This is a genomic window from Caballeronia zhejiangensis, assembly GCF_000698575.1.
In the GTDB taxonomy this organism is placed as follows: Bacteria; Pseudomonadota; Gammaproteobacteria; order Burkholderiales; family Burkholderiaceae; genus Caballeronia; species Caballeronia zhejiangensis.
Genome location: NZ_JFHD01000023.1, coordinates 51,125 through 72,543 on the forward strand (window position 1 = coordinate 51,125; position 21,419 = coordinate 72,543).

The window sequence follows — 21,419 nt, forward strand, 5'->3', positions numbered from 1 at the left end:
CACGAGATCGACATGCCCGCCCTTAAGCGTTTTTCCCTAGTCGATTGCTGTTGCCTTCGCGACCCGTAAGATCAAATAATGTAATCCATTACATCTCGATCGCGACGCGCGGCAAAGCGATGTCAGATACGGTTCGACCACGCGAAGAAGTATCGATTGCCGACGTCGCTGAACGCGCGGGCGTGTCGGTCGCGACCGTATCGCGCGTGCTCAACGGACACACGAACGTTCGCGAGACGACGCGCGAAAAAGTGCTCGAAGCGGTCGCGACGAGCGGCTATCGCATCAACGAGCTGGCGCGCAATCTGCGCACGGCCGAAAGCCGCCTGCTCCTCACGATGGTCCCCGACTTCGGCAATCCGTTCTATTCGGCGATCGTGCGCGGCATCGACAGCGTCGCGCGTCAGAACGGCTACTTCATGCTGCTGTGCGATACCGGCGCGGACCCGTTGCGCGAGCGAAGCTATTTCGATCTGCTGCGCGGCCGCCGCGCCGATGGCGCCATCTGTCTCGATCCCGCCGCCGTGCAAAAAGCGCTCGCCGAAGAAGCGTCGACGCTGCCGTGGGTCGCGTGCTGCGAGTTCGATCCGGCGGCGGGCGTGCCGTACGTCGGCATCGACAATCATCTCGCCGCGGGCGATGTCGTGCGTTATCTGACGGCGAAGGGGCATCGGCGCATTGCGCTCATCAACTCGGGTCAGGGTTATCTGTATGGACGACAGCGGCTCGCGGGCTATCGCGATGCGTTGATCGAAGCCGGCATCGAGCCGCGCGCGGAGTGGCTGATCGAACTCGACAGCCTCGATTACGACGCGGGCGAGCGCGCGGCCGCGCAACTCGCATCGTTGGGCGATGCGCGTCCGACGGCCGCCTTCGCCGTGTCGGACACGCTCGCCATCGGCGTGATGAACGGCTTTCGCGGCGCGGGCTTTTCAGTGCCCGACGATGTCGCTGTCGTCGGCTTCGACGATATCGCCGTTGCCGCGCATGTCGATCCGCCGCTCACGACCGTTTCGCAGCCGATGCAACTGCTCGGCGAAACCGCAGCCGACCTGCTGCTCAAGCGCCTGCGCGACCCGCGCGCGGATGTGCCGGGCGTGCTGCTGCCGCATCGGCTGATTCGAAGAAGGAGCGCGTGACGATGAGCCTCGCCGTGCGCTTTCAGGGCATCGAAAAGCAGTTCGGGCCGGTGCGCGTGCTGCACGGCGTCAGCTTCGATCTCGCGCCGGGCCGCATCTACGGATTGCTCGGCGAGAACGGCGCGGGCAAGTCCACGCTGATGAAGATTCTCGCGGGCTACGAGCGTGCGAACGCGGGCGAGCTTTTCGTCGATGAACGCGCGCGCGACTTCGCGAGTTCGCGCGATGCCGAACATGCGGGCATCGTGCTGATCCATCAGGAATTGAATCTCGCGGATCATTTGAGCATCACGCAGAACATGTTCCTCGGGCACGAGCTGAAGAAAGGCTTCTTCCTCGATGAAGCCGCGATGCGCGACGATGCCCGCGCCGCGTTGAACGACGTCGGCCTGCACAAGAATCCCGATACGAAGGTGCGCGATCTGATCGTCGCGGAGAAGCAGCTCGTCGAGATCGCGAAGGCGATGTTGCGCAGCGCGCGCCTGCTCATCATGGACGAACCGACCGCGACGTTGACGCCATCGGAGACGCAGCGTCTCTTCGGCCTGATGGCGCGTCTGAAGGAAGCGGGCACGACCATCGTCTATATCTCGCACAAGCTCGACGAAGTGGAACGCGTGACCGACGAAGTGATCGTGATGCGCGATGGCCGCTTCGTCGCGCGCGCGCCGACCGACGAGCTGACGCGTCAGCAGATGGCCAATCTGATGGTCGGCCGCGAAGTCTCCGACATGTTCTCCGACAAGCCGCACTTGCCCGACGACGCGCCGGTCGCGTTCGAAGTCGAAGGCGCCTCGGTGCCGGGCTGGGCCGACGGCATCGGCTTTTCGGTGCGCAAGGGCGAAGTGTTCGGCTTCGCGGGACTCGTCGGCGCGGGGCGCACGGAGCTGTTCGAAGCGCTCGTCGGCCTGCGTCCGCTCTGTGCGGGGCGCGTCGTCATCGACGGAAAAACGGTCAAGCTCAAAGGCCCGCGCGAAGCGATGCAGCAAGGCCTCACTTATCTGAGCGAAGACAGAAAGGGGCGCGGCCTTCACGTCGACATGGCGCTGAAAGACAATCTCACGATGATGACGCTGGAGCGCTACGCGCATCCGCTCATCGATACGCGCGCGGAACGCGAAGCCCTGAACGCGGCGGTGAAGGACTTCGGCATACGCACCGGCAACGCGTCGATACGCGCGCGCATGCTGTCGGGCGGCAATCAGCAGAAGCTCGCGCTCGCGAAGTTCCTGAATCCCGATCCGCGCGTGATCGTGCTCGACGAACCCACGCGCGGCGTCGATGTCGGCGCGAAACGCGATATCTATTTCCTGATTCATCGGCTGGCCGCGGAAGGCCGCGCGGTGATCGTGATCTCGTCCGAACTGATCGAGCTGATCGGCGTGTGTCATCGCGTCGCGGTGATGCGCGCGGGCGAACTCGTCGCGACACTCGGCATGGATCTTTTGACCGAAGAGAGGTTGATCGCGCATGCGACCGGCACACACTGAAGACACCGAAAGCGAGAGCCGTCTCTCCACCGTCGCGCGCTTCATGTTCGGCGTCGGGCCGCTCATCGGGCTGATCGCGCTGTGTATCGGCGGCACCTTGCTCAACGGCGATTTCGCCACCGTCGACAACGCGATGAACGTGCTCACGCGCACGTCGTTCATTGGCATCATCGCGGTGGGGATGACCTTCGTCATCATCTCGGGCGGCATCGATCTGTCGGTCGGTTCGATGGCCGCGCTCATCGCGGGCAGCATGATCTACATGATGAACGCGCTGATGCAGGGCTTTCACGGCCACGCGGTGCCGCCGCTTCTGATCATCGCGCTCGGCATCGTGCTCGCGCTCGTGCTCGGCGCGCTGTTCGGCTTCGCGCATGGCGTGCTCGTGACGAAAGGTCGCATCGAGCCGTTCATCGTCACGCTCGGCACGCTCGGCATATTTCGCGCGCTGCTCACATGGCTCGCGGATGGCGGCGCGCTCACGCTCGACAACTCGCTCGTCGATCTTTACGGGCCGGTTTATTACGCGAGTCTGCTGCATGTTCCGGTGCCGATCTGGGTGTTCGCGATCGTGGCGGCGGGCGGTGCGCTCGTGCTCAATCGCACGGTGTACGGGCGTCATGTGCAGGCGATCGGATCGAACGAACAGGTCGCGCGTTATGCGGCGATTCGCGTGGATCGTGTGAAGATCGTCACGTATGTGCTGCTCGGTTTATGCGTGGCCGTCGCGACGATTCTGTATGTGCCGCGCTTAGGCTCCGCCACGCCGACGACGGGCCTCCTGTGGGAACTCGAAGCGATCGCGTCCGTCGTGGTCGGCGGCACGGCGCTGAAGGGCGGCGAAGGGCGCGTGATCGGCACGGTCATCGGCGCGATTCTGCTTTCGGTCATCAACAACATTTTGAATCTCACGAGCATCATCAGCGTGTATCTGAATGCGGCGGTGCAGGGCGCCGTCATCATCCTCGTAGCATTCCTGCAGCGCGGTCGTCGTTGATAGTCATAAAACAGGAGACATCGTCATGAAGAAAATGCTTCGCGCGCTCGGCGCGCTCACGTTGACGGCGAGCGCGTTCGCCGCTGCATCGTCGTCCGCATTCGCCGCCGACAAGGTCGTGCTGGGCGTCGCCATTCCGACCGCCGATCACGGCTTCACGGGCGGCATCGTGTGGTGGGCCAACGAAGCGAAGAAGGAACTGGAAAAGGCGCATCCCGACCTGAAGGTGATCGTGAAGACGGCGAGCACCGCGCCCGAGCAGGCGAACCAGTTGCAGGATTTGGTCACGGTCAACAAGATCAATGCGCTCGTGATCTTCCCGCAGGAATCGGCGTCGCTCACGCAACCGGTCGCGCAGGTCAAGAAGAAAGGCGTGTATGTGACGGTGGTCGATCGCGGCCTGACCGACACGAGCGCGCAGGACGCGTACGTCGCCGGCGACAACACCGCTTTCGGCAAGATTCCCGCCGAGTTTCTCGCGAAACAGTTGAACGGCAAGGGCGATATCGTCGCGCTGCGCGGCATTCCGACGACACTCGACAACGAGCGCTGGAACGCCTTCGAAGGCGTGCTGAAGCAATATCCCGACATCAAGATTCTCGATGCGAAATACGCCAACTGGAATCGCGACGATGCGTTCAAGGTAATGCAGGACTATCTCACGCGCTTCAAGCATATCGACGCCGTGTGGGCCGCGGATGACGACATGATGGTCGGCGTGCTGAAGGCGATCGATCAGGCGAAGCGCACGGACATCAAGATCGTGTTCGGCGGCGCGGGATCGAAGGAAGCGGTGAAGCGCATCATGGACGGCGATGCGCGCGTGCCGGCCGATGTCTCGTATTCGCCGAAGTTCATCTACGACGCGATCAAGCTGACCGCCGAAGCGCGCCTGAAGGGCGACAAGCTGCCGCCGACGACGATCATCCCGTCGGTGCTCATCACGAAGGACAACGCCAAGCAGTTCTATTTCCCGAACTCGCCGTTCTGATGCGCGAAGGCCGTTCATCCGGCCTTCTTTTTGTGGAGGCGAAAGATGAAAACCATCAAAGGCCCGGCGATATTTCTCGCACAGTTCATGGGCGATCAGGCGCCGTTCGATACGCTCGCGAATCTCGCGTCGTGGGCGGCGTCGCTCGGTTACAAGGGCATACAGGTGCCTGCCGATCCGCGTCTGATCGATCTGGAGAAGGCCGCATCGAGCGATGCGTATTGCGATGAGATTCGCCGCACCGTCGACGATGCGGGCGTCGCGATCACCGAGTTGTCGACGCATCTGCAAGGGCAACTGGTCGCCGTGCATCCCGCATACGACACGCTGTTCGATGGCTTCGCCGCGCCGCATGTGCGGGGCGATCCGGCCGCGCGGACCGAATGGGCGATCGCGCAAATGAAGCTCGCGGCGGCGGCGTCGAAGCGTCTCGGCTTGAACGCGCACGTGACGTTTTCGGGCGCGCTCGCGTGGCCGTATGTGTATCCGTGGCCGCAGCGTCCGGCGGGTCTCGTCGAAGCCGCGTTCGAAGAGCTTGCGAACCGCTGGCGTCCGATTCTCGACGAGTTCGATCGCGCGGGCATCGACGTGTGTTACGAGCTTCATCCTGGCGAAGACCTGCATGACGGCGTGACGTTCGAGCGTTTTCTCGCGGCGGTGGACGATCATCCGCGCGCGAACATCCTGTTCGATCCGAGCCACTTCATGTTGCAGCAGCTCGACTACCTTGCGTTCATCGACATCTATCACGCGCGCATCAAGGCGTTTCACGTAAAGGACGCCGAGTTCCGGCCGAGCGGGAAACAGGGCGTGTACGGCGGCTATTCCGGATGGGTCGATCGCGCCGGCCGCTTCCGTTCGCTGGGCGATGGCCAGATCGACTTCAAGGCGATCTTCTCGAAGATGGCGCAATACGATTTCGGCGGCTGGGCCGTGCTCGAATGGGAATGCGCGCTGAAGCATCCGGAAGACGGCGCGCGCGAAGGTGCGGTGTTCATCCGCGATCACATCATCCGCGTGGCCGAGCGCGCCTTCGATGACTTCGCGGGCAGCGGCGCGAGCCGCGAGCAGATGCGCGGCGTGCTCGGCATCGATTCCGGAGACAAGCGATGAATCGCGTGCGGTTGGGGATGGTCGGCGGCGGCGAGGGCGCGTTCATCGGCGCGGTGCATCGCATTGCGGCGCGGCTCGACGATCGCTACGAACTCGTCGCGGGCGCGTTGTCGTCGGATGCGCGGCGCGCGGCATCGAGCGCCGCGGCGATCGGGCTCGCGCGCAGCTACGACGATTTTCGCGAGATGGCGCGCATCGAGGCTGGACGCTCGGACGGCATCGAGGCGGTCGCGATCGTCACGCCGAATCATCTGCATGCGCCGATCGCGACCGCTTTTCTCGAAGCGGGCATTCACGTGATTTGCGACAAGCCGCTCGCCGTTTCGCTCGATGAAGGCGAGGCGCTGGCGAAGCTCGCGCGCGAGAAGGATCGCGTGTTTGCGGTGACTTATACCTACACGGGTTATCCGCTCGTGCGGCATGCGCGCGGAATGGTGCAGCGCGGCTTGCTCGGCGACATTCGCGTGGTGCAGGTCGAGTATGCGCAGGACTGGCTGTCTCTTCCTGTCGAGACGCAGGCGAACCGGCAGGCCGTATGGCGCACCGATCCCGCGCTCGCTGGACCGGCGGGATGTCTCGGCGATATCGGCACGCACGCGTATCAGCTTGCGGAATACGTGACGGGGATGCGGCCATCCGAGCTTGCCGCCGATGTGACGACGTTCGTGCCGAATCGTCGTGTGGACGATCATGTGCAGGCGATGTTGCGCTACGAGAACGGCGCGCGTGGCATGTTGTGGGCGAGTCAGGTCGCGGCCGGCGAGGAGAACGCGTTGCGATTGCGCGTGTATGGGACGAAGGCGGGCATTGCGTTCGATCAACAGAAGCCGAACGAATTGTGGTTCACGCCGATAGGCGGCGCGTCCGAGCGCATCACGCGCGGGCGCGTGCAAAGTCCTGAAGCGCTGCACGCGACGCGCGTGCCGGCGGGACATCCGGAAGGGTATCTGGAAGCGTTCGCGCAGGTTTATACGGATGCGGCGGCGTGTATCGCGAGCGGGACGACGCAGGGGGATGACTGGCTGACGACCGTCGAGGATGGGGTCGCGGGGTTGCGGTTCGTGGAGGCGGTGTTGAGGAGTGGGGGGCGGAATGGGGAGTGGGTGGGGCTGAAGAATTAGTCGAATACCCACTTTCTTCGCCTTCAGCCGAAATGCGCGCCAAACGCTCGATTGCGAATCGAAGATTTCGCAGCTTGGCTGCAAGAAAAAACGCGGCTTCCAAAGAAAGCCGCGTCTCATGCTCTCGATCTGTTCAGTCAGATCCTCACGCCCAATTCGCGTGAAAACTCCCTTCCTTATCCGTGCGTTCGAACGTATGCGCGCCGAAGAAATCGCGCTGCGCCTGCACCAGGTTCGCGGGCAACCTCTCCGACCTATACGCATCGAAGTAAGCAATCGCCGACGAGAACGCCGGCACCGGAATCCCCGCCTTCACGGCCGCCACGACGACATCGCGCAGCGCTTCCTGATACTTCGCCGCGATATCGCTGAAATACGGATCGAGCAACAGATTCGCGAGGTCGGGCTTCGCAGCATAAGCATCGGTGATCTTCTGCAAAAAGCGCGCGCGGATGATGCAGCCCGCCCGGAAAATCTTCGCGATCTCGCCGTAATGCAGATCCCACTTGTACTCTTCCGACGCCGCGCGCAACTGCGCAAAACCTTGCGCATACGAGACGATCTTCGACAGATACAGCGCACGCCGCACCGACTCGACGAACGCCGCGCGATCGCCGTCGAACTTCGGCGTCGGGCCCGCCAGCACCTTGCTCGCCGCCACACGCTGCGTCTTCAGCGACGACAGCACGCGCGCAAACACCGCTTCCGTAATCAAGGGCAGCGGCGCGCCGAGGTCCAGCGCGTTCTGGCTCGTCCACTTGCCCGTGCCCTTTTGCGCGGCGCGGTCGAGAATCACATCGACGAGATCCTTGCCGGTTTCCTCGTCCTTCTTCGAGAAAATCTTCGACGTGATTTCGATCAGGTAACTGTCCAGTTCGCCCTGATTCCACTCCACATACACCTTGCCCAGCTCTTCGTTCGACAGACCCGCGACGCGCTTGAGCACGTCATAGCTCTCGGCGATCAACTGCATGTCGCCGTATTCGATGCCGTTGTGCACCATCTTCACGAAATGGCCCGCGCCGTCCGGGCCCATGTACGCGACGCACGGCTCGCCGTCCGGCGCCTTCGCGGCGATTTCCGTGAGGATCGGCGCGACGAGTTCGTACGCTTCCTTCTGTCCGCCCGGCATGATCGACGGGCCTTTGAGCGCGCCTTCCTCGCCGCCCGACACGCCCGTGCCGATGAAATGCAGCCCCGACTTCGCGAGATCCTGATTGCGGCGGATCGTGTCGGTGAAATGCGTGTTGCCGCCGTCGATGAGAATGTCGCCCTTTTCCAGCAGCGGACGCAGCGAAGCGATGGTCTCGTCGGTGCCGGCGCCGGCCTTCACCATCATCAGAATGCGGCGCGGCTTTTCGAGCGACTCGACGAACTCTTCGAGCGTGTAGGTCGGCACGAGCTTCTTGTCGGGATGTTCGGCAATCAGTTCGTCGGTTTTGGCGCGGCTGCGGTTGAATACCGAAACGGCGTGGCCGCGGCTCTCGATGTTCAAGGCCAGGTTGCGGCCCATGACGGCGAGGCCTACCACGCCGATAGCTTGCTTGCTCATTGCTTGATCTCCGAATGACCGAAGCGTCGCGCGGCTCGTGGCGCGCGGCTTCGGGATGAAAACGTGTCGATGGGGCGGCGACCGCGCGAGAGAGATCGTCTCCGGTTCCGACCGGCGGCGCGATGGGCCGCGCCGATGTCCGATCGTTTTGCGCGAGCGCAGACCGCCCGAATTTACCACTTTGAGACGCATCCGGCAGGGGCCGCGCCGTCCGATCGAGCGCCAAAAGCATCGCCGTCATAGAATGGACGCCCGCAACGAGCACGCCGCGAAGGCCATCCGAAACATGCCGCCCGCCCGGCGCGCGCGCAGCCATCATTACTCCGTCTACGTCGTCGAACTGTCCGGAACGGTCTGGAACGAAGCGCGTTTCCGTCGCGCGAATCCGGATTACGTGATCGGCATGCCGTTCGTCTACGTGGGCATGACGGGCATCGATCCCGACGTGCGCTTCGACAAGCACAAGGCCGGCATCCAGTCGAATCGCTATGTCCGCGAATACGGACTGCGGCTCCTGCCGCAACTGTATGAGATGTACAACCCGATGCCCTACGACGGCGCGCGCGACATGGAAGTGGAACTGGCGATCGGCTTGCGCGAAGCGGGCTATGGCGTCTGGCAGGCGTGAACGATTCATACAGCGAAAAGGAGCGAGACATGCGGATTCTGGTAGTGGGCGCGGGGGCCATCGGCGGATATTTCGGTGCACGGCTGCTCGAAGCGGGCCGCGACGTGACCTTTCTCGTGCGCGAGCGCCGCGCCGAGCGGCTGCGTCAGTGCGGCCTGAAAGTGAAGAGCCCGGAAGGCGATCTCGCGTTCGCCTGTCCGCCGATGGTGCTCGCGAAAGACATCGACGGCCCTTACGATCTCGTGCTCCTGAGCTGCAAGGCCTACGACCTGCAAGGCGCGATCGATTCCTTCGCGCCCGCCGTCGGTCCCGATACCGCGATCCTGCCGCTCCTGAACGGCATGGGCCATCTCGACGCGCTCGACGCGCGCTTCGATCCCGCGAACGTGCTCGGCGGCCAATGCGTGATCGCCGCGACGCTCGACGCCGAAGGCGAGATCGTGCATCTGAACAACATGCATTCGATGACTATCGGCGAGCGCACGGGCGGCCGCTCGGCGCGCATCGACGCAATCGCCGCGCAACTCGACGGCGCGGGCTTCGATTTAAACGTGAGCGAAGACATCCTTCAGTCGATGTGGGACAAGTGGGTGTTCCTCGCCACGCTCGCGACCGGCACCTGCCTGATGCGCGCGCCCATCGGCGATATTCTCGCGGCGCCGGGCGGCGAGGCGCTGCTGTTCCAGCTCTTCGACGAATGCTGCGGCATCGCCGGCGACAACGCGCACGCACCGGGCGAGGCGGTCGTCACGCGCGCGCGGGCGTTTTTCTCGGAGCGCGGCTCGCCGATGACCGCATCGATGCTGCGCGATCTCGAGAACGGCGCGCCGATCGAGGCGGATCACATCGTCGGCGATCTGCTGTCGCGGCGGCGCACGCAAATCGCCGGGCTGTCGGCGCTGGCGGTCGCGTACGCGCATCTGAAAGCCTACGAAGCGCGCCGGGCACGCGCGTGAACCTCATGTCCGGCGACGGCCACGCGCCACGGCCGACGGTCGCCGAAATCTTCATCGGCTTTCTGACGCTCGGGCTGACGGCGTTCGGCGGCGCGCTGCCGCTCGCGCGGCGCGAGATCGTCGAGCGCCGCAAATGGCTCGACGCCGACGCGTTCACCGATCTCCTCGGCCTCTGTCAGTTCCTGCCGGGCGGCAACGTGATCAATCTGTCGGTGGCAATCGGCATGCGCTTTCGCGGCGTGCCGGGCGCGCTCGCGGGCTTGCTGGGGCTGCTTGTCGGACCGTCGCTCATCGTGATCGGGCTCGGCGTGATCTATCAGCGCACGCATCAGGACCCGCGCATCGCGCATCTGTTCGCGGGACTCGCGGCGGCTGCGGCGGGCCTGCTCATCGCGATGGCGGCGAAGATCATGTGGCCGTTGCGCCGGAAGCCGGAAGCGGCGATCGTCGCGCTTCTGATGTTCGCGTCGATAGCGATCCTGCGCACGCCGCTCCTGCCGACGATGCTCGTCTTCACGCCGATTTCGGTGCTGATCGCGTGGAAAGTCCGCCGATGAAAAACGATCTGCTTTCGCTCGCGGCGATCTTCAGTCAGCTCTCGCTGCTCGCGTTCGGCGGCGGCAATTCGATCCTGCCGGAAATGCAGCGTCAGGTCGTGCAGGTTCACGAATGGATGTCGAAGGCCGATTTCTCCGCGCTCTTCGCGGTCGCGCAGGCCGCGCCGGGCCCGAACATGATGGTCGTCACGCTGATCGGCTGGCATGTCGCCGGCTGGCCCGGCGTGCTGGTGACGTCGATCGCGAAGTTCGGGCCGTCGTCGCTCGTGACGATCGCCGCGATGCACGCGTGGGAGCGCTTCAAGGATCGCCCGTGGCGGCGCTTCATCCAGCTCGGGCTCGTGCCGATCACGGCCGGGCTCGTCGCGGCGAGCGCGCTGCTGATCGCCGAGGCATCCGATGGAACCTGGACGCTCGCGGCCATCACGGCGCTCGTCGCGCTCGTCTCGTACCGGACGAAGCTGCATCCGCTGTGGCTGCTCGCGGGCGGCGCGCTCATCGGGCTGACGGGTTTCGGCCAGTAAGATCGGGCAAGTTTTCTGCTGGCTTCATCGACAACAAAAGACAAGGAAGCACGCCATGAGCATGAACATCGAATACGCGAAGACCGCACCGGATCGCACGGAAATCGACGCGCTCACCGGCCCGACGGTCGTCGAGTTCGGCACCGACTGGTGCGGTTTCTGCCGTGCCGCGCAACCGTTGATCGCGCAGGCATTTCAGGATCATCGCGCGGTGCAGCACATCAAGATCGAGGATGGCAGCGGCCGCCCGCTCGGACGTTCGTTTCGCGTAAAGCTCTGGCCGACGCTCGTCTTCATGCTCGGCGGCAAGGAAGTCGCGCGCCTCGTGCGCCCCGGCGACGTCTCCGAAATTCGTGACGCGCTCGCGCTCATCGACGAGCCGCTCGCGCAGTAAGCCACGACCGAGGGTTATTCCTCGGTCCACTTCCATCGTAAAAATTTGTATGATGACCCGATGACCTGACGAGGCGCATCGAGTCGCATGTTCGAGAAAATTCCGCCGCGCGCGTTGAGCGACACCGTCGCGCAACAATTGCAAAAGTTGATCGAGAAGGGCAGTTTCGCCGCGACCGGCAAGCTGCCGACCGAAGCGGTGCTCGCGCAGGAATTCGGCGTGAGCCGCACGGTCATTCGCGAAGCCATCTCGCGGCTGAAGAACGAAGGCATGGTCGAGCCGCGTCAGGGCAGCGGCGTATTCATCGTCGAGCGCGCGGGGATTCGGCCGTTGCGCATCGATTATGCGCAGGCGGTCGAGCCCGGCGCGGTCGTGCAGATTCTCGCGCTGCGCCGGGCGATCGAGGCCGAAGTGGCATCCGAAGCCGCGCAGCGGCGTACCGACGAACAACTCGCCGCCATCGATGACGCGCTCGCATCCATCGATGAAGCCGTGCGCGATGGCCGCGACGGCGTCGCCGAGGACGTCGCGTTCCATCGGGAAATCGCCAACGCGACCGGCAATCCGTACTTCCTGAAAACCCTCACGTTTCTGAACCAGTACCTGGAAGCGGGCACGCTCGTTACGCGCGGCAACGAGGCGCTGCGCGAGGACTTCATGCGTCAGGTGCGCGAGGAGCACGCGGCGATCGTCGAGGCGATCCGCGCGCGCGAGCCCGACGCCGCGCGCCACGCCGCGCAGACGCATCTCATCAACGCCGCGCGCCGACTGGCGGAAGCGGGCATCTGTTAAGGAATCTGCGATGACACGAAACGTCGGAGTGATCGGTTTGGGCGCAATGGGCATGGGCGTCGCGCGCTCGTTGCTGCGGGCGGGCTTCGCCGTGCATGCGTGCGACGTGCGCCAGCCGGTGCTCGATGCGTTCGCGGCCGAAGGCGGCATCGCGTGCGCGTCGCCGGCCGAGTTGGGCGGCAAGTGCGCGGTCGTGCTGACGGTCGTCGTCAATGCGGCGCAGACCGAAGCCGTGCTGTTCGGCGAAACCGGCGCGGTCGAAGCGATGAAACCCGGCGGCGTCGTGCTCGCGTGCGCGACGGTATCGCCGCAATTCGCCGCCGATCTCGGCAAGCGCATCGGCGAGAAGGGCGTGCACATGCTCGACGCGCCCTTGTCCGGCGGCGCGGCGAAAGCCAGCTCCGGCGAAATGACGATGATGACCTCCGGCCCCGCCGACGCCTACGCCGCCTGCGAGGACGTACTCGACGCGATCGCGGGCAAGGTCTATCGGCTCGGCGACGCCCACGGCGCGGGCTCGAAGGTGAAGATCATCAATCAGTTGCTGGCGGGCGTGCATATCGCGGCGGCGGCCGAAGCGATGGCGCTCGGCCTGCGCGAAGGCGTCGATCCGGATGCGCTTTACGACGTCATCACCCACAGCGCGGGCAATTCGTGGATGTTCGAGAATCGCGTGCCGCACATTCTTTCGGGCGATTACACACCGCTTTCCGCCGTCGATATTTTCGTTAAGGACTTGGGCCTCGTGCTCGACACGGCGCGCACGTCGAAATTTCCGTTGCCGCTGTCGGCGGCGGCGCATCAGATGTTCATGATGGCGTCCACGGCCGGACACGGCGGCGAGGACGATTCCGCGGTCATCAAGATTTTTCCGGGCATCGACATTCCGAAGGGAGCGAAGCAATGACGCAAGCGGCGCAGGCACTACTCGGCTGTATCGCCGACGATTTCACCGGCGCGACCGATCTCGCCAACATGCTCGTGCGCGGCGGCATGCGCACGGTGCAGACCATCGGCGTGCCGGAAGCGAGCGCGCGGATCGAGGCGGACGCGATCGTCGTCGCGCTGAAGTCGCGCACGATTCCCGCCGACGACGCCATGCGCCGGTCGCTCGATGCGCTCGAATGGCTGCGTGCGCAGGGCTGCCGCCAGTTCTTCTTCAAGTATTGCTCGACGTTCGATTCGACCGACAAGGGCAACATCGGCCCGGTCGCGGACGCGTTGCTCGACGCGCTGAAGGACAATTTCACGATTGCGTGCCCGGCGTTTCCCGAGAATGGGCGCACGATTTTTCGCGGCAACCTGTTCGTCGGCGATGTGTTGCTGAACGAATCGGGCATGGAGAATCATCCGCTCACGCCGATGACCGACCCGAACCTCGTGCGCGTCTTGCAGCGTCAGACGAAATCGAAGGTCGGGCTCATTCGTTACGACACGATTGCGAAGGGGGCGGACGCGATCCGCGCGCGCATCGATGAATTGAAGAAGGACGGCGTGCGCCTCGCGATCGCGGATGCCGTTTCGGACGCGGACTTGTACGTGCTCGGCGACGCATGCCGCGATCTGAAGCTGATTACGGGCGGCTCGGGCATCGCGCTTGGATTGCCGCAGAATTTCCGCGCGGCGAATCTGCTGGCGCACGCGGAGCACGCCGCCGATTTGCCGACGATCGAGGGCAAAGCGGTGGTGCTGGCGGGGAGTGCATCGAAGGCGACGAACGCGCAGGTTGCGCACTGGCGCGAATCGAAGCCGGCGTTTCGCGTCGATCCGATGGCGTTGTCGCGCGGCGAGCCGGTCGTGCAGAGCGCCGTCGAATTCGCGCGCCAGCATGACGAGCCGGTGCTGATTTACGCGACGTCATCGCCGGAAGAAGTGAAGGCGGTGCAGAAGGAACTGGGCGTCGAGAAGGCGGGGCATCTGGTGGAAGACGCGCTTGCGTCGATAGCGCGGACATTGCGCGATGACGGCTGCGCCAAATTCGTCGTGGCGGGCGGCGAAACGTCGGGCGCGGTGGTGCAGGCGCTGGACGTGCGTTCGTTGCGCATCGGGCCGCAGATCGATCCGGGCGTGCCGGCGACGCAATCGATCGGCGCGGATGGAAGCGGGGCGCTGGGCCTGGCGCTCAAGTCCGGCAATTTCGGCACGACCGATTTCTTTGAAAAGGCGTTGAAGGCACTGTGATGGCATCGAACGAGAACGCTATTCGCGAAGAGATCTGCGTGACGGGCAGAAGCCTGTACGAGCGCCGATATACGGTGGGCAGCGCGGGCAACATCAGCGCGCGGCTCGACGATGGCTGGTTGATCACGCCGACGGATGCGTGCTTGGGCCGCCTCGATCCGAACGATATTGCGAAGGTGGATGCGCGAGGCAATCACGTATCGGGCGGACGTCCGTCGAAGACGTTGGCGCTGCATCGCCGGATCTACGAAAACGATGCGAACGCGCGCGGCGTGGTGCATACGCATTCGACGCATCTGGTGGCGCTGACGTTGGCGGGCGTGTGGAAGAACGACGATGTATTGCCGCCGATCACGCCGTACTACGTGATGAAGGTGGGCCATGTTCCGCTGATAGCGTACCGCCGACCGGGCGACGAGTCGGTGGCGGAGGAAGTGGCGGCGTTGGCGTCGCGGGTGACGGCGGTGTTGCTGGAGCGGTTGGGGCCGGTGGTGTGGGAGAAGTCTGTGTCGCACGCGAGCTATGCGTTGGAGGAGTTGGAGGAGACGGCGCGGCTGTATCTATCGACGATGCCGCGCCCGGAGCCGTTGGCGGAAGAAGCGATAGAGGAATTGAAGAAGACGTTCGGCGCGCGCTGGTAACACAGAGCCGACTGACCGATCGGCCGCGAAGCGGGCTGGAGCCATTTCGTGCTGAACCAGCGCGCGAAACGGACTAGCTGGTCGGACCGTGCGCGAGCCAGGCCCGATGGGGCCTATGAGGGACACTCTTTAGGCGAGTGCCACGGTGGACGAGAGTACTACCCAAATTGCGTGTGACCGCGGGCCTGAAAAGCTGCTTTCTTTGCTTACTTTCTTTGCAGCAGCAAAGAAAGTAAGTGCCGCCCCGCACAGGGGCAACGCCAATAGACCGACTCGAACACAGGATTCCATGGAAGCAGGCGCATTCGAAACCGGAACAGACGGAGCACAAGCAAATGCCAAGATTCGCAGCAAACCTGACGATGATGTACCCCGAGCACGCTTTCCTGGACCGCTTCGCCGCAGCGGCGAAGGATGGTTTCAAGGCGGTGGAATTCCTGTTCCCTTACGACTTTGAAGCGAACGAAATCAAGCAGCGCTTAACGGACAATGGCTTGACGCAGGCGTTGTTCAACGCCCCGCCGGGCGACTGGGCGAAGGGCGAACGCGGCATCGCCTCGTTACCGGGCCGCGAGGAAGAGTTCAAGCAGAGCGTCGCAAAGGGACTCGAATACACCGCCGTGCTGGGCAACGAGAAACTGCACGTCATGGCCGGCCTGATCGCAAAAGATCAGAACAGAGAGCAACATCGCGCGGTGTATCTGAAGAACCTCGAATACGCGGCAAAAGAAGCGCAGAAAGCGGGCATAACGATCGTGATCGAGCCGATCAACACCCGCGACATACCCGGTTTCTTCCTGAACCGCCAAGACGAAGCACAGCAAATCTGCGATGAGATCAATGCGCCGAATTTAAAGGTGCAATTCGACATCTATCACTGCCAGATCGTGGAAGGCGACATCGCGATGAAGCTTAAGCGCGACATGAAGCGCCCGAATGCGGGCATCGGCCATATCCAGATTGCGGGCGTGCCGGAGCGCCACGAACCGGGCATCGGCGAATTGAACTATCCGTATCTCTTCGAACTGATCGATTCGCTTGGCTACGAGGGCTTCATCGGCTGCGAATACAAACCGAAGGCCGGCACGTCGGAAGGTCTCGGCTGGCTCAAACCTTATCTGTAAAAACGGAAGCGACCACATGAAGATACTCATCACGGGCGGCGCGGGCTTCATCGGTCAGCGACTCGCAAAGCGGCTGCTCGCGCGCAACGAGCTCAATGGCAAGCCGATCACGGAACTGGTGCTGCTCGACGTAGCGCGTCCGCAAGACGACAGCCTGCTGAACGACAAACGCGTGCGCGCCGAAACCGGCGACATTTCCGACCCGGCGGTGCTGCAACGCCACGTCGACACGGGGACGGAAGCCATCTTCCATCTCGCTGCGATCGTGAGCGGCCAGGCCGAAGCGGATTTCGATCTCGGCATGAAGATCAACCTCGACGCGTCGCGCGCGCTGCTCGAAGTGTGCCGCGCGGCGGGCCACAAGCCGCGCGTCGTGTTCACGAGTTCGGTCGCGGTGTACGGCGGCGCGCTGCCCGACGTCGTGCAGGACGACACCGCGCTGAATCCGCAATCGTCGTACGGAACGCAAAAGGCGATCGCCGAGCTGCTGCTCTCCGATTACGCGCGGCGCGGTTTCGTCGATGGCCGCGTGCTGCGCCTGCCGACGATCAGCGTGCGCCCCGGCAAGCCCAACGCGGCGGCGTCGTCGTTCGCGAGCGGCATCATCCGCGAGCCGCTGAACGGCGAGCGTTCGACGTGTCCCGTCGATGGCGAAACGCGTCTGTGGCTGCTGTCGCCGAAAAGCGCGGTCGAGGCGCTGATCGCCGGCTGCGAAATCGAGCGCGAAAAGCTCGGCTTGCGGCCAGTCATCAATCTGCCGGGGCTGTCGGTCAGCGTGAACGAGATGGTCGCGGCGCTGCGCGAAGTGGCGGGCGACGAAGTCGTGCAGCGCATCGACTGGCAGCGCGACGAACGCATCGAGAAGATCGTGTGCAGCTGGCCGGGCGCGTGGAATACGGCGCGCGCGGAGCAACTCGGCCTGTCGGGCGATAAAAATTTCGCCGACGTGATCCGCGCCTATATCGCCGACGACCTCGCCTGAATCCCACTCTCCGGGCATCGCGCGCGCGATGCCCGCGTCCCGCGCGCCTGTCATGCTTACGATCGCGTTTCCGGGCTACACTTATCTCTTAAATGTGACGAACGTCGGCCCGGCGCCGCGCGTATCGCGTTGAACCACGAGCGGCCGCAAGCGCTCGTATCTCTTTCGCTTTCGTGCCTTGCGTGCCTAACGTGCTCCGTGCGCCTTCGCAGCGCCGTTCGCGGCGCGCGTCCCGTCGTCCCGTGAACAGACCATTCCCGCGCGGGAGATTCCCATGTTGTTGCATCAGCTAGTCGATCGATTCGGCCCGGCGATCGTGTTCGTCAACGTGATGGGCTCGGCGCTCGGGCTGCCCGTGCCCGCCATGCCGACGATGATCGTCGTCGGCGCATCCATCGCGCTGATGGCGGTCGACGGCGGCGCATTCTGGCCGCCGCTCGTGGGCGTGCTGTGCGTCGCGGTGGCGGGCGGCGTGCTCGGCGATCTCGTCTGGTTCCAGGGCGGGCGCAAGTATGGCGACAAAACGCTCAAGACCATCTGCAAGCTCTCGCTTTCGCGCGATACCTGCGTGAAGAAGACCGAACGCTTCTTCGGGCGCTGGGGCGTACGCATCCTGCTCGTCGCGAAGTTCATCCCCGGTCTTTCGCTCGTCTCCGTGCCGCTCGCGGGCGCGATGGGCGTGAAGCTGCGCAGCTTCATCGCGCACGACGGCGCGGGCATCGCGCTGTGGGGCGCGGTCGGGCTGACGGTCGGCGTCATCTTCGCGGCGCAGTTGGAGATGGTCTTCGCGATGATCTCGCAGCTCGGGCGGCAGGCGGTGGCGGTCGTCGCGGTGCTGCTCGCGATCTACGTCACGTACCGCTGGTGGCGCCGCCGCGCGCTCATGGCGACGCTGGAAAAAGCGCGCATCAGCGTGGACGAGCTGTATGCGCTCATGAACGACGAGCCGCTGCCCGTAATCTTCGACATCCGTTCGCCCGAAAAACGCATGCTCGATCCCGAAGCGATTCCCGGCTCGATGTTCGCCGACGAACGCGATCTCGCGAAGATCATCGAGAGCTACGACAAGTCGCGCAAGGTCGTCATCTATTGCTCGTGTCCGAACGAAGTGTCGGCTGCGTGGATGGCGAAGACCATGCGTAACGCGGGTTTTCGCGACGTCGTGCCGCTCACGGGCGGGCTCGACGCGTGGCGGCTCGCCGGTTTTCACGTCGCGACGCTGACCGAGTTCGGCGAGCTCGCGGCGTCGTCGCCCGAGGAAGTCGCGGAAATGGCGGCGATGTGCCCGTGGCCCGTCAAGTCGTCGGTATCGGGATCGGCGTCGGCATCGCCCGCGGGCACCGCATCCCTGCATGAAGCTGGTTTTCCACACGGAGATCGCGCATGAGTACCACGCCGTTCAACGAGTCCTCTCAGGACATGCCGAATGTCGTCGCATGGAGCGCGCGCGAGCCGATGGAGAGTCCGAATCCGAACGTGGTGCCGACGCCCGCCGCCGCATCCTCGACGAGCGACGACAACGCGCCCTTCTCGCCGCTCGAAAGCCGCGTGCACCAGATGTTCCCGCGCCTGACCGATAACGAGATCGAGCGCATGAGCCGCTTCGGCACGCCGGCGCACTATCGCGCGGGCGAGTGGATTTTCCGCGTCGGCGAAACCGGGCGCGGCATGGTGATCGTCCTGAAGGGCGCGGTGCGCGTGACGCGGCGCGATGCGCTCGGCATCGAGCACATCGTGCGCGAGCACGGCGAGGGGCATTTTCTCGCGGAAGTGGCGCAACTCTCGGGCAAGCCGTGTCTCGTCGACGGCATGGCGGTCGGCGAAGTGGATGGCATCGTGATTCCGCCGGAGCGTCTGCGGGCGCTGCTCGTCGCCGAAGCGGAACTGGGCGAGCGCATCATGCGCGCGCTGATCCTGCGGCGCGTCGGCCTCATCGAAAAGGGCAGCGGACCGGTGCTGCTCGGCCCGTCCGACGACGGCCGTCTCGTGTCGCTGCAAGGCTTCCTGCGCCGGAATGGTTATCCGCACACGGTGATCGACGCCTGCACCGACCCCGATGCGATCTCGCTGCTCGAACGCATTTCGGCATCGACGGCCGATTTCCCGCTCGTCATCTGCCCGGACGGCACCGTGTTGCGCGCGCCCGATGAAAATCAGGTCGCGACGCAGCTCGGCTGGCTGCCGGAGTTCGATCCCGCGCATGTCTACGATGTCGCCGTCGTCGGCGCGGGTCCGGCCGGTCTCGCGACGGCGGTGTACGCGGCGTCGGAAGGTCTGTCGGTCGCGGTGTTCGATTGCCGCGCGCCGGGCGGGCAGGCGGGCGCGAGCTCGCGCATCGAGAACTATCTCGGCTTTCCGACCGGCATCTCGGGTCAGGCGCTCGCCGGGCGCGCGTTCGTGCAGGCGCAGAAGTTCGGCGCGCATATCGCGATTCCGACGAAGATCAAGGCGCTGCATTGCGACTGCAATCCGATCCAGATCGAACTACAGAACGGCACGCGCGTGACGACGCAGACGGTCGTGATCGCTTCGGGTGCGGCGTATCGGCGGCCGGACATCGCGGGGCTCGATCGGTATGAAGGGCACGGCACGTATTACTGGGCGTCGCCGGTCGAGGCGAAGCTCTGCAAGAACGCGGAAGTCGTGCTCGTCGGCGGCGGCAATTCGGCGGGACAGGCCGTCGTCTATCTCGCGACGCATGCGAAGCACGTCCATGTGCTGATTCGCGGCGCGGGGCTGTCGTCGAGCATGTCGCACTATCTGGTCGAGCGCATCGGCTCGCTGCCGAACGTCACGGTGCGAACGCATACGCAGATCACCTCGCTCGACGGCGACGGCCGCGCGCTCACCGCGGTCAATTGCAAGTCGCCGGATGGGCCGCTCACGATCGAGTCGCGGCATCTGTTCCTCTTCACCGGCGCGGACCCGAATACCGACTGGTTGCGCAACTGCAACGTGAACGTCGACGGGAAAGGCTTCGTGCTGACTGGACCGGAGGCCCACGAAGGGCGCACGGAAGGCGTCATGGCGCTGGAAACCAGCGTGCCGGGCGTGTTCGCTATCGGCGACGTGCGCTCGAGTTCGACGAAACGCGTCGCGGCGGCGGTCGGCGAAGGCGCTGCGGTCGTCGCGCAGATTCACGGCTTGCTCGCGAAGCGCGAAGCTTTGAGCGTGCCCGTGGCGTAAAACGCGCATCACGCTCCGGACGATAAAAACGGCCACTCGACAGTGGCCGTTTTTATTTTCGAATATCACGCGACTCACGCGACATTCCGACTCAGTTGCAAAAGACTGTCTAAAGCCGCGCCAGTATTGACGCTCTGGGCGCTCATTATTGAGCTTCGAGAAATTTGATCCTCGGCGTTCAATCATTTCATCGTGTTCCAATTCGCGCTGCCTATAATCAGTTCGAAGTTCTGTCGAATTTGAACCGCACTGATTTTCAGTGGCATTAAGAATCGAATAATCGCGCGAACGGAGAATTCAATTATTTCGAATTCCTTATGAGTTCGTGTGCTTAAACCAATCGAACCGATCCATTTAATTCAACGAAGAAGAGGAGTATGCCGTGACGCAAAAACATTTCCGCGCCGAACCTTTCGATCTGGCTTTCGAGCCGAAACACACGGCGCTCGTCATGATCGACATGCAACGCGATTTCGTCGAACCCGGCGGATTCGGCGAAGCGCTGGGCAACGACGTGTCGTTCGTGCGCACCGCGATCGAACCGTGCAAGCGCGTGCTGGCCGCGGCGCGCGACGCCGGCATGCTCGTCATTCATACGCGGGAAGGCCATCGCGCCGACCTGACGGATTGCCCGCCGGCCAAACTCACGCGCGGCGGCAAGACTTTCATCGGCTCCGACGGTCCGATGGGCCGCATTCTCGTGCGTGGGGAGAAGGGCCACGACCTGATTCCGGAACTGTATCCGGTCGCGGGCGAGCCGGTCATCGACAAGCCGGGCAAGGGCGCGTTCTATGAAACCGACCTGCATCTCATCCTGAAGAATCACGATACCCGCACGCTGATCGTGTGCGGCGTGACGACCGAAGTGTGCGTGACGACGACCGTGCGCGAGGCCAACGATCGCGGCTTCGAATGCATCGTGCCGCAGGATTGCGTCGGTTCGTACTTCCCCGAGTTCCAGAAGTACGCGCTCGAGATGATCAAGGCGCAAGGCGCGATCTTCGGCTGGGTCAGCGACGCAGGCGCGGTCATCGAAGCGCTGCGCGGCTAA

General features: G+C 64.1%; 21 protein-coding genes. 20 read left to right on the top strand and 1 reads right to left on the bottom strand.

Going from position 1 to position 21,419, the window contains the following annotated elements; genetic code table 11:
• Positions 1-119 precede the first annotated feature (119 nt).
• From BG60_RS24500 to BG60_RS24525, 6 genes are read left to right on the top strand one after another with little or no spacing between them, the layout of a single operon-like run.
• Positions 120-1,139, top strand: coding sequence for a LacI family DNA-binding transcriptional regulator (locus tag BG60_RS24500; RefSeq protein ID WP_008354110.1), 1,020 nt, complete (start codon positions 120-122; stop codon positions 1,137-1,139).
• Positions 1,140-1,141: 2 nt separating this feature from the next.
• A complete protein-coding gene (locus BG60_RS24505; RefSeq protein ID WP_034473140.1) occupies positions 1,142-2,629 on the top strand; it encodes a sugar ABC transporter ATP-binding protein in 1,488 nt (495 codons plus the stop codon).
• Positions 2,610-3,626 (top strand): ABC transporter permease, encoded by a 1,017-nt coding sequence (locus BG60_RS24510; protein ID WP_008354108.1) that lies wholly within the window; start codon positions 2,610-2,612, stop codon positions 3,624-3,626. Before BG60_RS24505 ends, BG60_RS24510 begins: the two co-directional genes overlap by 20 nt.
• A gap of 25 nt (positions 3,627-3,651) precedes the next feature.
• Positions 3,652-4,617, top strand: a complete 966-nt coding sequence (locus tag BG60_RS24515) for a substrate-binding domain-containing protein (protein WP_008354107.1) — start codon at positions 3,652-3,654, stop codon at positions 4,615-4,617.
• A 45-nt stretch (positions 4,618-4,662) separates the two neighbouring features.
• Positions 4,663-5,730 (top strand): sugar phosphate isomerase/epimerase family protein, encoded by a 1,068-nt coding sequence (locus tag BG60_RS24520; protein ID WP_008354106.1) that lies wholly within the window; start codon positions 4,663-4,665, stop codon positions 5,728-5,730.
• Positions 5,727-6,851 (top strand): Gfo/Idh/MocA family protein, encoded by a 1,125-nt coding sequence (locus tag BG60_RS24525; protein ID WP_008354104.1) that lies wholly within the window; start codon positions 5,727-5,729, stop codon positions 6,849-6,851. The genes BG60_RS24520 and BG60_RS24525 overlap by 4 nt, the downstream gene beginning before the upstream one ends.
• 145 nt (positions 6,852-6,996) lie before the next feature.
• Here the strand turns inward: BG60_RS24525 and gndA are convergent, their stop codons facing one another.
• Positions 6,997-8,403 (bottom strand): NADP-dependent phosphogluconate dehydrogenase, encoded by a 1,407-nt coding sequence (gene gndA / locus BG60_RS24530; protein WP_008354103.1) that lies wholly within the window; start codon positions 8,401-8,403, stop codon positions 6,997-6,999.
• A gap of 286 nt (positions 8,404-8,689) precedes the next feature.
• On the opposite strand from gndA, the gene BG60_RS24535 reads away from it, so the two are divergent.
• From BG60_RS24535 to BG60_RS24600, 14 genes are all read left to right on the top strand, one after another.
• A complete protein-coding gene (locus BG60_RS24535; RefSeq protein ID WP_033536684.1) occupies positions 8,690-9,031 on the top strand; it encodes a hypothetical protein in 342 nt (113 codons plus the stop codon).
• A 29-nt stretch (positions 9,032-9,060) separates the two neighbouring features.
• Complete coding sequence (panE, locus tag BG60_RS24540; RefSeq protein WP_008354101.1) at positions 9,061-9,987, top strand: 2-dehydropantoate 2-reductase; 927 nt, start codon at positions 9,061-9,063, stop codon at positions 9,985-9,987.
• Between the two features lie 5 nt (positions 9,988-9,992).
• The gene (locus tag BG60_RS24545) at positions 9,993-10,544 is read left to right on the top strand and encodes a chromate transporter (protein WP_033536666.1); all 552 of its coding nucleotides are present in this window, start codon (positions 9,993-9,995) and stop codon (positions 10,542-10,544) included.
• Entirely contained in the window at positions 10,541-11,068 is a 528-nt protein-coding gene (locus BG60_RS24550; protein ID WP_008354099.1) for a chromate transporter, read from the top strand. Before BG60_RS24545 ends, BG60_RS24550 begins: the two co-directional genes overlap by 4 nt.
• Before the next feature lie 55 nt (positions 11,069-11,123).
• Positions 11,124-11,462 carry a thioredoxin family protein gene (locus tag BG60_RS24555; RefSeq protein ID WP_008354098.1) on the top strand — a complete coding sequence of 113 codons (339 nt, stop codon included), beginning with the start codon at positions 11,124-11,126 and terminating at the stop codon, positions 11,460-11,462.
• A gap of 87 nt (positions 11,463-11,549) precedes the next feature.
• The gene (locus BG60_RS24560) at positions 11,550-12,254 is read left to right on the top strand and encodes a FadR/GntR family transcriptional regulator (RefSeq protein ID WP_008354096.1); all 705 of its coding nucleotides are present in this window, start codon (positions 11,550-11,552) and stop codon (positions 12,252-12,254) included.
• 10 nt (positions 12,255-12,264) lie between these two features.
• A complete protein-coding gene (ltnD, locus tag BG60_RS24565) occupies positions 12,265-13,161 on the top strand; it encodes an L-threonate dehydrogenase (RefSeq protein ID WP_008354095.1) in 897 nt (298 codons plus the stop codon).
• A complete protein-coding gene (gene otnK / locus BG60_RS24570) occupies positions 13,158-14,435 on the top strand; it encodes a 3-oxo-tetronate kinase (RefSeq protein WP_008354094.1) in 1,278 nt (425 codons plus the stop codon). The genes ltnD and otnK overlap by 4 nt, the downstream gene beginning before the upstream one ends.
• Positions 14,435-15,076 (top strand): 3-oxo-tetronate 4-phosphate decarboxylase, encoded by a 642-nt coding sequence (gene otnC / locus BG60_RS24575; protein WP_008354093.1) that lies wholly within the window; start codon positions 14,435-14,437, stop codon positions 15,074-15,076. The genes otnK and otnC overlap by 1 nt, the downstream gene beginning before the upstream one ends.
• 335 nt (positions 15,077-15,411) lie before the next feature.
• Positions 15,412-16,200, top strand: a complete 789-nt coding sequence (gene otnI / locus BG60_RS24580) for a 2-oxo-tetronate isomerase (RefSeq protein ID WP_008354092.1) — start codon at positions 15,412-15,414, stop codon at positions 16,198-16,200.
• 16 nt (positions 16,201-16,216) lie between these two features.
• Positions 16,217-17,182 (top strand): D-erythronate dehydrogenase, encoded by a 966-nt coding sequence (gene denD / locus BG60_RS24585; RefSeq protein ID WP_008354091.1) that lies wholly within the window; start codon positions 16,217-16,219, stop codon positions 17,180-17,182.
• Positions 17,183-17,456: 274 nt separating this feature from the next.
• Positions 17,457-18,569, top strand: a complete 1,113-nt coding sequence (locus BG60_RS24590; RefSeq protein WP_008354090.1) for a DedA family protein/thiosulfate sulfurtransferase GlpE — start codon at positions 17,457-17,459, stop codon at positions 18,567-18,569.
• A 32-nt stretch (positions 18,570-18,601) separates the two neighbouring features.
• Positions 18,602-20,368, top strand: a complete 1,767-nt coding sequence (locus BG60_RS24595) for an FAD-dependent oxidoreductase (protein WP_372492631.1) — start codon at positions 18,602-18,604, stop codon at positions 20,366-20,368.
• Positions 20,369-20,750: 382 nt separating this feature from the next.
• Positions 20,751-21,419 carry a cysteine hydrolase family protein gene (locus BG60_RS24600; protein WP_008354087.1) on the top strand — a complete coding sequence of 223 codons (669 nt, stop codon included), beginning with the start codon at positions 20,751-20,753 and terminating at the stop codon, positions 21,417-21,419.